The following is a 13,864-nucleotide window of genomic DNA, read 5'->3' on the forward strand; positions in this document are numbered from 1 at the left end:
CGTGTGAACCTTCATCAGGCGCACACAATCACGGGTCTCGACTAGCCCTCTGACGCCTTACCACCCGAACGAGTGGAACCCGCTGTCGCGCCGGCCTTCACGCCCCCCGCGCCCTGGCCGCCGACTCCGGGCTTCGCGCCACCCGAAGGCGCCTCGAATGATTCCAACGCCTCAAGAACGTCCTGGACACGGGAGATCTCCGCCTGAATGTCCTCGCGCCTGCGCACCAGGACCTCCAGCTCACGCCGCCCCTCCTCGACGAGCCGCTCCGCCTCCGCCCTGGCCTCCGCCAGCGTCGACTCGACCTCGCGGACCACGCCGGCCTTCTTCTGCTCGGCCTCCTTCAGCAGCGTCTCCGCCTTGCGGACCGCCGCGATGCGGACCTTGCTCGCCTCGCTGCTCGCGTCCGACACCAGCGCCTTGGCCTTCGCCTCGGCCTCCACGCTCTGCTCGGTCGCCGCGCGCACGAGCTTGTCCACGCGCTCGCCGGCCGACTTCATCTGCTCGGCCGACTCCCGGCGCGCACGCTCGTGCAGCTCCTCGACCTCGCCCTCGACGCGGGCGCGCAGCTCCTCCGCCCGCTCTCTTATGGCCGACGCGTCCGTCCGCGCGCCGACCAGCAGCTCGTCCGCGTCCGTACGGGCCTTCTCCACCAGGGAGTTGCCCTCGATCGTCGCCTCCGAGGTGATCCGCGCGGCCTCCTTGCGCGCCGCGTCGACCATCGCGTCCGCCTGCTCCTCGGCCGCCGTGGTGGCGGCGAGGGCCTGCTGCTGCGCGTCGGAGGTCAGCTTCTCGGCCTCCGCCGAGGCCTCGGTGATGAGCCGGTCCACCTGCTCCGCGGCCTCGGTACGGCGCTTGTTGGCCGCCTCGCGCGCCTCGTCCAGCATCCGCTCGGACTCGGTACGGGCCTGCGTACGGGTGCGCTCCGCCTCGCTCGCGGCCGCCGCCTTGACCCGCTCGGCCTCCGACCGGGTACGGGTCGCGTGCTCCTGCGCCGAGGCCAGGGCCTCCGACGCCTCCGCGCGCAGCCGCTCCGCCTCGGTGGCGGCCTCGCCGACCGTGCGCTCGTTGTCCTTGCGGGTCTGCTCGACGAGCTTGTCCGCCTCGGACGCCGCCTCGGTGATGAGCCGGTCCGCCTGCTCGGCGGCCTCGCTGCGCAGCCGGTTCGCCGCCTCGCGCGCCTCGTCGAGGGTCTGCTCGGACTCCCGCTCGGCGCTCTCCAGCGTCTCGCTCGCCGCGACCGTGACCCGCTCGGCCTCCGCGGTGGCCTCGCCGATGATCCGGCCGCCCTCCGCGCGGGCCTCGTCCAGGGACCGGGCCGCCTCCGTGCGCAGCCGCTCGGCCTCCGCCGCCGCCTCGCCGACCGTGGCCTCGTTGGCCACGCGCGTCTCGTCGACCAGCCGGTCGCCCTCGGTACGGGCGTCGACCAGGATCCGCGCCGCGTCCCGCTCGGCCGCGGCCATCGTCTCGGCCGCCTGCTTCGTGAGCCGCTCGGCCTTCGCCGTCGCCTCGCCGACCGTGGCCTCGTTCGCGGCGCGCGTCTCCTGCGTGAGCCGCTCGGCCTCGGACGCGGCCTCGGTGATGAGCCGGTCCGCCTGCTCGGCGGCCTCGCTGCGCAGCCGGTTGGCCTCGGAGCGCGCCTCGTCCAGGGTGCCCGCCGCCTCGGCGCGGGTGGCGTCGGCCGCCAGGGCCGCCTCGGTGGTCAGCCGCTCGGCCTCCGCCGCCGCCTCGCCGACCGTCACCGCGTTCGCGGCCTCGGTCTCGTCGGTCAGCCGCTTGGCCTCCGCCGTCGCCTCGGCGACGATCCGGCCGCCCTCCGAGCGGGAGGCCTCCAGGGACTCCGCCGCCTCGCCGCGGATGCGGTTCGCGTCGTCCCGGGCGTCCGCGCGGGTACGGGTCGCGTCGCGCTCGGCCGCGGCCAGCGCGTCCGTCGCCTCGGTACGCACCCGCTGCGCGTACTCCGCGGTGTCGGTGCGCAGCTGCTCCGCCTCGGCGATCGCGTCGCCGACCGTGCGCTCGGCCAGCGCCTTCGCCGCGTCCGTCTCGGCCCGCGCCTCGGCGCGGATCCGGTTGGCGTCCCCGGTGGCGCGCTCGCGCTCGTCGTAGGCGTCCGCGCGGACGCGGGCGGCCTCGGCCTCCGCCTCCGTCGTCGTACGCTCCGCCGCGTGCTCGGCGGCGCTGCGCAGCCCGGCGATCTCCTCCTCGGCCTGCTCGTGCAGCCCGGCCACGGAGTCCCGCACCTGCTGCGCGGTGGCCTCGGCCGCCGACACGACCTCCGACGCGCGCCGCTCGGCCTCCTCGGTCAGCCAGACCGCCTCGGCCTGCGCCTCCTCGGAGCGCTTGCGGGCCTGCGCCAGCAGTTCCTCGCTCTGCTCACGGGCCTGCGCCCGCTCGTTGCCCGCGTCCGTGCGGGCCGCGGCCAGCGTCTCCTCGGCCTCGCGGCGGCGCCGGGCGGCCTCCTCCTGGGCGGCGGCCAGCGCCTCCGCGGCCTCCGCGGAGACCCGCTCCGCGGCGGCCTTCGCCTCCGCGCGCAGCCGGTCCGCCGTCTCCTGGGCCTCGGAGCGCACCCGCTCCGCCTCGGCCTCGGCCTCGCCGCGCAGCCGTACGGCCACCTGCTCGGCCTCGGCGCGCACCCGGCCGGCGTCCTGCGCCGCCTCGGTGCGCAGTTGGTCGGCCTCCGCCTCCGACTGCGTCTGGAGGGTGCGGATCCGCTCCGCCGACTCGGCACGCAGCCGGTCGTTCTCCTCGGTCGTCTCCCGGCGGATGTTCTCCGCCGCCGCGCGGGCGTCGCGCAGCGTCTGCTCGGCGGTGGACAGCCGGCCCTCGGCGTCGGTGTGCAGCCGCACGAGCTCCTCGTCGGCCTCCGCCCGCTTCGCGGCCAGCGCCTGCTCGGTCTGCTCGCGCCGCTCGCGCGCCGCCGCGTCGGCCTCGGCCCGGACTGCCTCCGCCTGCTCCTCGGCCTCCGCGCGCAGCCGCTCGGCCTCGGCGCGGGTGCGCTCCAGGGTCTCCTCGGCCTGCCGGCGCAGCGTGGTGGCCCGCTCGACGGCCTCGGCGCGGACCCGCTCGCTCTCGGCGCTCGCCCCGCCGCGCAGCTCGTCCGCGTCCGCCTTGGCCTTGCCCAGCAGCTCCTCGGCGGTCTTGGCCGCCTCCTCGATCTGCTGGACCGCCTCGCGGCGGGCCTCGCCCCGGATCCGCTCGCCCTCGGCGACGGCCTCGGCGCGCAGCTGCTCGGCCTCGCCGCGCAGCCGCCGGGCCTCCTCCTGGAGTTCGACCGTGCGGGCCCGGTACTCCTCGGTGTCGTCCTTCGCGGCGCCCTTGAGCTCGTCGGCTGTGGCCGCCGCCTGGGCGCGCAGCCGCTCCGCCTCGGACTCCGCCTCGCGGCGGATCCGCTCGGCCTCCTCGGACGCGGCGCGGGTCGTCGCCCGGGCGTCCTCCGAGGCCTTGTTCAGTACGTCCTCGGCCGTGCGGGCCGCCTTCGCCAGCTGCGCCGCGGTGTCCTCGGCGGCCGCGGCACGCGCCTGCTCGCCGGCCTCGGTGCGCATCCGCTCCACGGCGGCGCGGGCGTCGGCCAGGGTCTGCTCGGCCTCCGCCTTGAGGACCTCGGCATCCTTGGTGGCCTCGCCGACCAGCCGGGCGACCTGCTCCTTGGCGGTCCGGGTGCGCTGCTCGTTGACGGACTCGGCCGAGGACAGCTGCCGGGCGGCGCTCTCCTTGGCGTCCGCGAGCAGCTTCTCGGCCTCGGCGCGGGCCGTGCGCAGCGCCCCGTCGGCCTCTTGGACGCGGGCCTCGGCCACCCGGCCGAGGTCCAGGGTCTGCTGCCGGGTCTGCTCGGCCTCGGCGGAGGTGGTGGAACGCAGCCGCTCCGCGTGCTCGCTGGCCTCCTGGGCCTGCGAGGACGCGGCGGTGAGCAGCCGCTCGGCCTCCTTGCGGGCGCGCAGCAGCGTGTTCTCGGCCTCGGCGCGGGCGGCCTCGGCGTCGGAGGTCAGCCGGCGGCGGGCCTCCTCGGCGAGCCGGGCGGCCTCGGAGCGGGCGGCGTTCAGCGCCTGCTCGGACTCGGCCCGGGACTCCTCCATGAGCCGGCGCGCCTGCGCCTCGGTACGGGCGCGCAGCTGCTCGGCCCACGCCACGTTCTCGTTGACGTGCGCCTCGACGGTCTGGCGGCGCTCGTTGAGCTCCTGGTCCAGCCGCTGGCGCCGGTTTACGGCCTCGGTGTGCAGCTCGGCCTGCAGGCGCGCCTGGTGCTCGGCGTGCTCCTGCAGGATGCGCTGGGTCTGCGCCCGGGCGTCGCGCAGTTCGCGCTCGGCGTCGGAGCGCATCTGGTCGGCCTGGATCTGGGCATTGCGGAGCAGCTGCTCCGCCTGGTAGCCCATGTCCGCACTGTCGTAGGCCGGACGGGACGCCAGGCTGCGGCGTACCTCGTGGAGCTTGGCCCGCAACACCTCGACCTGGTACCCCAGGTCCTCGGCGTGCTGGACGGCCTTCCCGCGCTCCTTCTTCAGCCGCTCCATCTCGGCTTCGAAGCGCGAGAGATGGTCGGCTTCAGCCTGATGGCTCTCCTGGCTTTCGTAGCCCCGCACAGCGCGGTCCCATCCGTCCCCTGGTCGCAAGCTCACTCCCAATTGAGCATCGCTCGCCCGCTGAACGACGCCCCCGGGGGAATGGTGTCAGATGGGGGCAGGGTCCACAGGCCCCGACCCCGTCTCCGCACCGAACCCCGGCCGAGCCACGGCCACTCTACCGGCCGGGGAATCGGGCCATCAGTGATCCGTCAGTGCTCGGGGTTGGAGGTGACCAGTTCGGTGAGGACTCCGTGGCAGTCCTTGGGGTGGAGGAAGGTGATGGAAGAGCCCATGGAACCGGTGCGCGGCTGGTCGTACAGGACCCGGACGCCCTTGCCGCGGATGGCCTCCGAGTCGCCCTGGACGTCCTCGGTGCCGAACGCGATGTGGTGGACCCCCTCACCGTTCTTGGCCAGCCACTTGCCGACCGCGGAGTCCTCGCGGGTGGGCTCCAGGAGCTGGAGGTACGAGGCCCCGCCGTCGGAGGTCTCGTTGATCTTGAGCATGGCCTCGCGGACGCCCTGCTCCTCGTTGACCTCGGAGTGGAACACCTCGAACCCGTAGGTGGCACGGTAGAACTCGACAGTCTTGTCCAGGTCGAAGCAGGCGATCCCGATGTGGTCGATTCTTGTCAGCATGGGACCAGTGCACCGCCGAGGAGGGTGGTCACGCAACGTGCCAGCGATCACACCGACTGCCGGGTGACGGGGCGGGTACCGCTCAGTACATTCAGGTAAACCCTCGTTCACTCCTCATCTGCAAGGGGCTGTGCCTCATGTCCGGAACGAACAACACCACGTCAGTGATCGTCGCAGGGGCCCGCACGCCCATGGGGCGGCTGCTCGGCTCGCTGAAGTCCTTCTCGGGCGCCGACCTCGGCGGCTTCGCCATCAAGTCCGCGCTGGAGCGGGCCGGGATCTCCGGCGACCAGGTCCAGTACGTGATCATGGGCCAGGTGCTCCAGGCCGGCGCGGGCCAGATCCCCGCCCGCCAGGCCGCGGTCAAGGCCGGCATCCCCATGAACGTGCCCGCGCTCACCGTGAACAAGGTGTGCCTCTCGGGCCTGGACGCCATCGCGCTGGCCGACCAGCTGATCCGCGCCGGTGAGTTCGACATCGTGGTCGCCGGCGGCCAGGAGTCCATGACCAACGCCCCGCACCTGCTCCCGAAGTCCCGCGAGGGCTACAAGTACGGCGCCATCGAGATGCTCGACGCCATGGCGTACGACGGTCTCACCGACGCGTTCGAGAACATCCCGATGGGGCTGTCCACCGAGCACCACAACACCCTCCTCGGCATCGAGCGCGCCCCGCAGGACGAGTTCTCGGCGCTCTCGCACCAGAAGGCCGCCGCGGCGCAGAAGAACGGCGTCTTCGACGCCGAGATCACCCCCGTCGAGATCCCGCAGCGCAAGGGCGACCCGGTCGTCTTCGCGCACGACGAGGGCGTCCGCCCGGAGACCACGGCCGAGTCCCTGGCCAAGCTGCGCCCGGCCTTCACCAAGGACGGCACCATCACCGCCGGAAGCTCCTCCCAGATCAGCGACGGCGCCGCCGCCGTGGTCGTGATGAGCAAGGCGAAGGCCGAGGAGCTGGGCCTGGAGTGGCTCGCCGAGATCGGAGCCCACGGCAACGTGGCCGGCCCGGACAACTCGCTGCACCCGCAGCCGACGAACGCCATCCTGCACGCCCTGAAGAAGGACGGCCTGGAGGTCGGTGACCTGGACCTCATCGAGATCAACGAGGCCTTCGCGGCGGTCGCCGTCCAGTCGGTCAAGGACCTCGGCGTGTCCCCGGAAAAGGTGAACGTCAACGGTGGCGCCATCGCGCTGGGCCACCCGATCGGCATGTCCGGCGCCCGCGTGGTGCTGCACCTGGCGCTGGAGCTCAAGCGCCGCGGCGGCGGCATCGGCGCGGCCGCGCTGTGCGGCGGCGGCGGCCAGGGCGACGCGCTGATCGTCCGCGTGCCCGGCAACGGCGCGAAGGCGTAGGTGCTGCTCGGATGACGACGGTGGACGTCCCCACGCTGGTGGCGCAGGCCCGCGAGGGCCGGCCGCGGGCCGTGGCCCGGCTGATCTCACTGGTCGAGGGGGCGTCCCCGCAACTGCGCGAGGTGATGGCGGCCCTGGCCCCGCTGACCGGCGGGGCGTACGTGGTGGGCCTGACCGGCTCCCCGGGCGTGGGCAAGTCCACGTCCACCTCGGCGCTGGTGTCGGCCTACCGCAAGGCCGGCAAGCGCGTCGGCGTGCTCGCCGTGGACCCGTCCTCGCCGTTCAGCGGGGGCGCGCTCCTCGGCGACCGGGTGCGGATGTCGGACCACGCCTCGGACCCGGGGGTCTACATCCGCTCCATGGCCACCCGCGGCCACCTGGGCGGCCTCGCGTGGGCCGCCCCGCAGGCGATCCGGGTGCTGGACGCGGCCGGCTGCGAGGTGATCCTGGTCGAGACGGTCGGGGTCGGGCAGTCGGAGGTGGAGATCGCCTCGCAGGCCGACACCTCGGTGGTGCTGCTGGCCCCCGGGATGGGCGACGGGATCCAGGCCGCGAAGGCGGGCATCCTGGAGATCGGCGACGTGTACGTGGTGAACAAGGCGGACCGGGACGGCGCGGACGCCACCGCCCGGGAGCTGAACCACATGCTGGGCCTGGGCGAGGCCCGGGGCCGGGACGACTGGCGGCCGCCGATCGTCAAGACGGTCGCAGCGCGCGGGCAGGGCATCGACGAGCTGGTCGAGGCGCTGGAGAAGCACCGGGAGTGGATGGACAAGCGCGGGGTGCTGGCCGAGCGCCGCACGGCCCGGGCGGCCCGCGAGGTCGAGACCATCGCTGTGACGGCCCTGCGGGCCCGGATGGCCGATCTGCACGGCGACGCGCACCTCGACGCGCTGGCCGCCCGGGTCGCGACGGGCGAGCTGGACCCGTACGCGGCCTCGGACGCGCTGCTGGCGACGCTGACGGAGGCCTGAGCGGCCCCTGGGCACACGCGAGCGCCGCGCCCCGGTTCCTTCCCGGGGCGCGGCGCTCGCGTGTCCGTACGGCGCAGCGGTCAGGCGTTGGGACGCTTGCCGTGGTTCGCCTTCTTCTTCTTGCGTGCTCGCTTCTTGTTGCCGCGCTTGGCCATGACGCCACTCCCTCGAAGATCGGGGTAATCCGGGCGTTCGCCAGTCTAGGGGCGCCGGGTCCGCCGCGCAGGCTCAGTTGTCGTTCTCGTCGTCGTCGTTCTCGTCGTTGTCCGAGTCCGACGAGGACACGGTGGCCTTGCCGGTCGTGGGATCGACGTGGACGTTCTTGGTGTCGCCGTTGGCGGACTTGATCTCCACGTTCCAGTAGTCGGAGCCGCCGTTGCCGTCGTCGTCCCAGTCCACCGACTGGACCTGGCCGGGATGGGCCTTGACGGCCGCCTTGATCGCCTGCTGGGCGGTGACCTTCGCGGCGAGCAGTTGCTTCTGCTCACCGGAGTCGTCGTCACCGTCGTCGTCCGCGTTCTCGGTGAAGACCTTGCCGCTGCGGGTGTCGACCGTCAGCTCGGCGTGCGTACCGTTCTTGCCGATCACGTCGACGTGCCAGACCGGGCCGTCCTTGTCGAGGGACTCGACGGTGCCGGGATAGTGCTTCACGGCCGCCGCGGCCGCTCCCGCGGCGTCGACGTCGACGCGCGCCGCCGCGGCGGAGCCGGTTCTGGCCGCGTCGGAGGGGGACGCGGCGACGGCCGCGGCCGGGCCCCCCACCATCAGGACCACGGCCGCGGCCGTCGAGATGTACGCGTTGCGCTGCATGGCTGACCTCCTCGGGCCGGCCGGGGCGCTTACGGTTGCTCGGCGGGCGGCCGGCGAGTGGGCGATACGGCCCATTCTCCGGGAAACCCGCACGGACGGCGCGCGGTCAGCCCTTGCCGCGGTTGGTCCGCAGGTGGTCGGCCACCGGGTTCAGCGACTCCCGCAGCGCCGCGAGGGCCTCCGGGGACAGCAGGTCGATGAAGTGCCGGCGGACGGACGCCACGTGGTGCGGGGCGACCTTCCGCATGAGCTCCATGCCCTCGTCGGTGAGCACCGCGAACAGGCCGCGGCGGTCGGACTCGCAGTTCACCCGGCGGACGAGGCCGGCCGCCTCCATCCGGGTGATCTGGTGGGACAGCCGGCTCTTGGACTGCAGCGTCGACGTCGCGAGGTCGCTCATCCGCATCCGCAGTCCCTCGGACTCCGAAAGGTTCACGAGGATCTCGTAGTCGTTATTGGTGAGTCCGAAGGGCTGGAGATCCTTTTCCAGCTGGTGCATCAGCAGTCTGCTGACGTCCAGATGGGTGCGCCAGGCGCACTGCTCGGCGTCGGTCAGCCAGCGCGTGGCCGTCTCGGTCTCCATGGTCTCCATGAATGAACTCTACCTAAGAAGTTGAATTACGTACAAAAACAGGAAGATCTGCGGTCGCTCCCGCGGGCGCTCACAGGCCGAGGCGCCGCTGCAGGTCACCCAGCTGTCCGGGCATCCGCGGAACGCCCAGCTGGCCACCCTGGCCACCCTGGCCGCCGTGGCCACCGCCGTACCCGGCACCCGGGACCCCGGCGGACTCCGCGCCCCCGACGGCGCCGATCGCCTGCTCCGCCATCAGCATCTCCGAGGACTGGAGCAGGACCGTCCCCGCGCCCACGAACTCGAACTGGTGCTCCTCGCCCGAGTTGCCGCCGATGCCCGTCAGCGAGCGCAGGCCGCCCATCACTCCCGTCATGTAGCCGTGGTCGTAGTGGTGGCACGGCGAAGGGCAGTCGGCCCAGCCCACCAGCGCCTGCGGGTCCACGCGCAGCGGAGGCTCCATGAACACCACTGGTCCGTTGGACGCCGCCACGAACTTTCCGGTTCCGATCAGCGTCAGGAAGCCCGGCACGATGGACTGCTTCAGCGCCAGCGTCGGCTGGTAGGCCAGCAGGTTGCCCGACCGGATCGTCAGGTTCCCATTGTCCAGGTCGTACGAGTTCACGTCGAACGCGCGGTCGGCCAGCAGCATCTTGCCCTGGCCCTCGGCCACCACCCAGTCGGCGGCGTGCATCGGCGAGTGGAAGCTGGTGCGCAGCAGCCGGTCGAAGCGGCCGTTGCCCACGCCGTTGAACTCGATGCGCCCGTAGTACGAGATCATCTTGCCCTTCTGCAGGAACCACTGGCTCCCCTTGAGCTCCACGCAGAAGGTGTACGGGTTCACGTTGTCGTCGGAGGGCAGGGAGTACGGGTCGAACACGGTCGGGCCGCCAGGCCCACCGGGCACGGGTCCAAAATTCACAGCTTCTCCTCCGAGGCCTGCACGTACACGGCGCCCTGGCCGGACAGCTCCAGCTGGAACGCCTCACCCGAACCGCGTCCCACCATGTCCCGCCAGCCGAGCGCGGCGGAGAGCTTGTTGCGGACCTCGCCGTGGTGGGCGACGTACGCCTGCGGGTCCACGTGCACCGGGCGCTGGGGGGTGATGGGGAGTTCGATGACCCCGCCGTGGGCCATCACGGCGACCGAGCCGTGGCCCTTGAGGGTCGTGGTGAACAGGCCCTGGCCGGTCACCTGGCCACGCACCATGCCCATGACACCGCCCTGCGAGCCCATGAACATCGTGCCCTGCTGGAGGGTGCCGTCGAAGGCCAGCAGCCGGTCGGCCTCGACGTAGAGCGTCTCGCCGGTCAGGCTGATCACCTGGATGTGGTGGCCGCCGTGGCCGAACATCACGGTGCCGCTGCCCTCGACCGTCATCAGCGGGGTCTGCTCGTTCGCCACCCGGCGGCCGATCATGCCCATCACCCCGCCCTGACCGCCCGTCAGGCTCGGGGTGAAGGAGACGTCGCCGCGGTACGCGAGCATCGCGCCGCGCTGGCTGTACATCTTCTGCCCCGGGATCACCTGGGCCTCGACCATTTTGGAGTTGATCTCGCGGAACGGCATCAGACGTCGCCCCCGATGGTGTTGCGCTCGCTGGGCTGCACGTACACCAGGCCCTCGCCCTCGAAGCGGATCTGGAACGCCTCGCCGGAGCCCTCGCCGATCAGCGTGCGGAAGTTCACGCCGGACTGGAAGGACTGCTGGAGGTTGCCGGTGTGCGCGATGTACGCCCCCGGGTCGACGGAGAGCGGGTACTGGGCGCTGACGCGCAGCACCACCGCCGGGCCGTCCGACATGATCGCCGCCTGCCCGGTGCCCTCGACGGTCGTGGTGAACAGGCCGTTGCCCGTCGCCCCGCCGCGCAGGCCGGTGAAGGTGGTGCCGGTGCGCAGCCCCGCGTCGGTGCACAGCAGGTTGCTGGACTCCACGTAGAGCTTCTCGCCGCGCAGGTCGACGAGGTTGATCTCGCTCGCGCGGTCGGCGAAGAAGCAGGTGCCGTGCCCCTGCACTTCCATCACGGTCATCTGCTCGCCGGTCAGCCGGCGGGTCACCATGCCGCGGAGGCCTTCGCCACCGCCGGTCATCTTCTTGAAGGCCATCTGTCCGTCGTACGCGACCATGGAGCCGTTCTTCGCTTTCACGGCGTCCCCGGTCAGGTCGACGGCGAGCACCTTGCTGCCTTTAAGTCGGAACTGAGCCACGGGATGACGTTATCGGCAGCGGGCGGCCCCGAACAGGGCCTCGTGGCCGATATGCGCCACACTCGGGCACCAACGGCCGTGCCGGGCCCCCTTCCGCGGCCCCGCCGGCCACCGCGCGCGCCGACCGGGACCCGGGTCAAGATCCCGCAAAGCGGCTGAGACACTGGAACGGACCTCCAGCCCCGTCCCGAAGGTTCCACGTGGACATCAAGACCGCCTCCGCCCTGCACCGGCTGCGCCTCATCTCCGTTCCGGAGGCGCTCTCCTTCCCGGCCCTGCTGATCTTCGGTTCGCTGCTGAGCCGGATCTCGGACGTCGACTACCTGATGATGCCGCTGGGGGCCCTGCACGGGGTCCTGTTCGTCATCTACGTGGTCTTCCTGCTGGATGTCTGGAACCGGGCCAAGTGGCCGCTGAAGAAGGCGGCCCTGTTCTTCGTCCTGGCGCTGGTGCCGTTCGGCGGCCTCTACGGCGACAAGCTGCTCAAGCGCGAAGAGGCGGACAGCGTCATCGCGGCCCGCGCGCGCGAGGCGGCCGAAGCGTGATCGTCGCGTTCTCGGTGACCCCGCTGGGGGTCGGTGAAGAGGTCGGCGAGTACGTGGCCGCCGCGGTCCGCGTCGTGCGCGAGTCGGGTCTCCCGAACCGCACCGACGCCATGTTCACCACGATCGAGGGCGAGTGGGACGAGGTGATGGACGTGGTCAAGCGTGCCGTCGCCGCGGTGGAGGAGCGCGCGCCGCGGGTCTCCTTCATCCTGAAGGCGGACATCCGCCCGGGCGTCTCCGACGGCATGACGTCCAAGATCGAGACGGTCGAACGCCACCTGGCCGGAGGCTGACGCAGTCACGGCACGCCGGCCGGGCGCCGTCCCTCACGCCGGCAACACCCACGCCGCCGCGAGGGCCGGCCCGAAGGCGCCGCCCAGTTGGTAGCAGAGCGTGAAGAGGCCGATCGCGGTGGGGCGCCCGCCCTCGGGCGCGGTCGACGCGGCGTGCGTCGAGAGGACGGCGTTCGCCGCGGCCGCGGTGAAGACCCCCGTGGCGAGGGCGGCGAGCAGCAGCGGGCCCGACGAGACGAACGCCGCGAGCAGCGCGGCCAGCGTGCCCGCGCCGACCAGGACCGTCCGTACGGCCACCCGACCGATCCGCGCCGAGGCCGCGGCCAGCAGCCAGGACAGCGCGGACCCGGCGAGCAGCGCCAGCAGTTGGCCCGCCCCGGCCGCGCCGCGCTCCCAGCCCGCGCGGTCGGCGAGCAGCCGTGACACGGAGAACAGCACGGTGAAGTAGGACGTCGACAGGGTCAGGGCCAGCAGCGCGGAGCCGACGAACAGCGGCGTACGGAGCAGCCCGGCGGGGACGAACCCCTCGGGCCTCCTGCGTACGTGCAGCGCGAGCGCCGTCGCGGTGACGGCGGCCCCGCCGAGCGCGGGCAGCGGCGCCGCCGGCAGCAGGACCAGGGCCGTGGCCAGCGCGGTCAGCAACCCGGCGCCCCGTACGTCGAACCGGCCCTCGGCGGGCAGCGGCGCCTTCGCGTACCGGCTCACCGCCGGGACCGCGAGCAGCGCGAGCACCGACACCGCGAGCGCGAGCCGCCAGGAGGCGGCCTGTGACAGCCGCGCCCCGAGCAGCGGGCCGACCGCGCCGACCATGCCGAACCCGGCGGTGATGACGCCCATCCGGCGGGCGGTGCCGGCGAGGCTCATCGCGCAGGCGGCCAGCCCGGCGCCACCCGCGGCCTGCCCGGCCCGGCCGGCGAGGGTGAGCGGCAGCCACGGGGAGACGGCGACCAGCGCCGTGCCCGCCAGGACCAACGCGGTGCACAGCCGCAGCGTGGTCCGCAGGCCGCGCCGCCTCAGCAGCCCGGCGAGCAGCGGGGTGCTGACGGCGACGGCCCAGCCGAAGGCGGTGACCAGCCAGCCCGCCGCGGCGGCGCCCGCCCCGAACGAGCGGGCCATGTCCGGGAGGATCAGCACCGGCGCGTTGGCCCCGGCGGCGAGCGGGGTGGCGAGCAGGGCCAGCCAGTGGACGGGGACGGGGCCCGGCCGCGCGGCGACGGGCCGGGTGCTCGCGCGGACGGCACTGATCGTGGGCAGGGGCATGCGGCGTCGCTCCGATTCATCTCAGAACTCAGAATCTCAACGTTGAGATAAAACAACGCCATTACCTCAACGTCAAGTGTCTTAACGTTGAGGTAATCTTCGTGAGGTCGGCGGGCACGCGTACGGAACGGGAGTGGTGAGCCGGATGAGCGACATGGTGGAGGCGATCCTCGGCCAGTGGACGGCCGAGCGTCCCGATCTGACCGAGGACCTGTGGCCCATCGAGACGCTGGCCCGCGTGCAGCGGATGAACCGGATCATCGAGAAGGGGCTCAAGGCCTTCGCCGCCGAACGCGGCCTGGAGGTCGGGGAGTTCGACGTACTGGCCACCCTGCGCCGGTCGGGTCCCCCGTACGCCCTCACCGCGGGCGCCCTCATCGGCGCCGCCATGGTCACCTCCGGCGCGATCACCCATCGCATCGACCGCATGGAGGCCAAGGGCCTGGTCGAGCGGGTCCGCGACGAGGGCGACCGGCGCTCGGTGCTGATCCGGCTGACGGATCGCGGCCGCGAGGTCATGGAGGAGCTGATGGACGCGCACCTGCGCCACTACGCCGAACTCCTCGCCCCGCTCGACCGCGAGACCTGCGCCACCGTCGCCACCGCCCTGCGCACCCTGCTGGAGGCGCACGGCGACAAGCCGTAGCCCCGGGGG

General features: G+C 72.9%; 13 protein-coding genes. 5 read left to right on the top strand and 8 right to left on the bottom strand.

The window, feature by feature from the left end; all coding sequences use genetic code 11:
- Positions 1-41: 41 nt before the first annotated feature.
- Both scy and mce read right to left on the bottom strand, forming a co-directional pair.
- Positions 42-4,577 (bottom strand): polarized growth protein Scy, encoded by a 4,536-nt coding sequence (scy, locus tag OG982_RS21105; RefSeq protein WP_266784451.1) that lies wholly within the window; start codon positions 4,575-4,577, stop codon positions 42-44.
- A 191-nt stretch (positions 4,578-4,768) separates the two neighbouring features.
- Complete coding sequence (mce, locus tag OG982_RS21110; RefSeq protein WP_008738238.1) at positions 4,769-5,197, bottom strand: methylmalonyl-CoA epimerase; 429 nt, start codon at positions 5,195-5,197, stop codon at positions 4,769-4,771.
- Positions 5,198-5,334: 137 nt separating this feature from the next.
- On the opposite strand from mce, the gene OG982_RS21115 reads away from it, so the two are divergent.
- Entirely contained in the window at positions 5,335-6,549 is a 1,215-nt protein-coding gene (locus OG982_RS21115; protein ID WP_266784449.1) for an acetyl-CoA C-acetyltransferase, read from the top strand.
- A gap of 11 nt (positions 6,550-6,560) precedes the next feature.
- Positions 6,561-7,523: a methylmalonyl Co-A mutase-associated GTPase MeaB gene (meaB, locus tag OG982_RS21120; RefSeq protein WP_266784447.1), complete on the top strand. Its 963-nt coding sequence runs from the start codon at positions 6,561-6,563 to the stop codon at positions 7,521-7,523.
- A gap of 228 nt (positions 7,524-7,751) precedes the next feature.
- Here the strand turns inward: meaB and OG982_RS21125 are convergent, their stop codons facing one another.
- The 5 genes from OG982_RS21125 to OG982_RS21145 form a co-directional block, all read right to left on the bottom strand.
- Positions 7,752-8,333, bottom strand: a complete 582-nt coding sequence (locus OG982_RS21125) for a PepSY domain-containing protein (RefSeq protein WP_266949089.1) — start codon at positions 8,331-8,333, stop codon at positions 7,752-7,754.
- 106 nt (positions 8,334-8,439) lie between these two features.
- Positions 8,440-8,916, bottom strand: coding sequence for a MarR family winged helix-turn-helix transcriptional regulator (locus tag OG982_RS21130; RefSeq protein ID WP_266791812.1), 477 nt, complete (start codon positions 8,914-8,916; stop codon positions 8,440-8,442).
- 79 nt (positions 8,917-8,995) lie between these two features.
- A complete protein-coding gene (locus OG982_RS21135) occupies positions 8,996-9,826 on the bottom strand; it encodes an AIM24 family protein (protein WP_266949091.1) in 831 nt (276 codons plus the stop codon).
- Positions 9,823-10,473, bottom strand: a complete 651-nt coding sequence (locus tag OG982_RS21140; RefSeq protein WP_266784441.1) for an AIM24 family protein — start codon at positions 10,471-10,473, stop codon at positions 9,823-9,825. The genes OG982_RS21135 and OG982_RS21140 overlap by 4 nt, the downstream gene beginning before the upstream one ends.
- A complete protein-coding gene (locus OG982_RS21145) occupies positions 10,473-11,111 on the bottom strand; it encodes an AIM24 family protein (RefSeq protein WP_266784439.1) in 639 nt (212 codons plus the stop codon). The genes OG982_RS21140 and OG982_RS21145 overlap by 1 nt, the downstream gene beginning before the upstream one ends.
- A 200-nt stretch (positions 11,112-11,311) precedes the next feature.
- Here OG982_RS21145 and OG982_RS21150 point away from each other — a divergent pair, with 200 nt between their 5' ends.
- Positions 11,312-11,656 carry a DUF3817 domain-containing protein gene (locus tag OG982_RS21150; protein ID WP_266784437.1) on the top strand — a complete coding sequence of 115 codons (345 nt, stop codon included), beginning with the start codon at positions 11,312-11,314 and terminating at the stop codon, positions 11,654-11,656.
- Positions 11,653-11,949: an MTH1187 family thiamine-binding protein gene (locus OG982_RS21155; RefSeq protein ID WP_266784435.1), complete on the top strand. Its 297-nt coding sequence runs from the start codon at positions 11,653-11,655 to the stop codon at positions 11,947-11,949. Before OG982_RS21150 ends, OG982_RS21155 begins: the two co-directional genes overlap by 4 nt.
- A gap of 33 nt (positions 11,950-11,982) precedes the next feature.
- On the opposite strand, the gene OG982_RS21160 is transcribed toward OG982_RS21155, so the two are convergent.
- On the bottom strand, positions 11,983-13,209 hold the full coding sequence (locus OG982_RS21160; RefSeq protein WP_266949092.1) for an MFS transporter: 1,227 nt from the start codon (positions 13,207-13,209) through the stop codon (positions 11,983-11,985).
- Between the two features lie 145 nt (positions 13,210-13,354).
- Between OG982_RS21160 and OG982_RS21165 the strand changes: the two genes are divergently transcribed.
- The gene (locus tag OG982_RS21165; RefSeq protein ID WP_266784431.1) at positions 13,355-13,855 is read left to right on the top strand and encodes a MarR family winged helix-turn-helix transcriptional regulator; all 501 of its coding nucleotides are present in this window, start codon (positions 13,355-13,357) and stop codon (positions 13,853-13,855) included.
- Positions 13,856-13,864: the final 9 nt, after the last annotated feature.

This window comes from Streptomyces sp. NBC_01551 (assembly GCF_026339935.1).
Classification (GTDB): Bacteria; Actinomycetota; Actinomycetes; order Streptomycetales; family Streptomycetaceae; genus Streptomyces.

Coding starts and splice junctions, on each gene's coding strand:
- OG982_RS21130 (WP_266791812.1), bottom strand. CDS start 8,916: ATGGAGACCGAGACGGCCACGCGCTGGCTGACCGACGCCGAGCAGTGC.
- OG982_RS21125 (WP_266949089.1), bottom strand. CDS start 8,333: ATGCAGCGCAACGCGTACATCTCGACGGCCGCGGCCGTGGTCCTGATG.
- OG982_RS21160 (WP_266949092.1), bottom strand. CDS start 13,209: ATGCCCCTGCCCACGATCAGTGCCGTCCGCGCGAGCACCCGGCCCGTC.
- OG982_RS21115 (WP_266784449.1), top strand. CDS start 5,335: ATGTCCGGAACGAACAACACCACGTCAGTGATCGTCGCAGGGGCCCGC.
- mce (WP_008738238.1), bottom strand. CDS start 5,197: ATGCTGACAAGAATCGACCACATCGGGATCGCCTGCTTCGACCTGGAC.
- meaB (WP_266784447.1), top strand. CDS start 6,561: ATGACGACGGTGGACGTCCCCACGCTGGTGGCGCAGGCCCGCGAGGGC.
- OG982_RS21165 (WP_266784431.1), top strand. CDS start 13,355: ATGAGCGACATGGTGGAGGCGATCCTCGGCCAGTGGACGGCCGAGCGT.
- OG982_RS21140 (WP_266784441.1), bottom strand. CDS start 10,473: ATGCCGTTCCGCGAGATCAACTCCAAAATGGTCGAGGCCCAGGTGATC.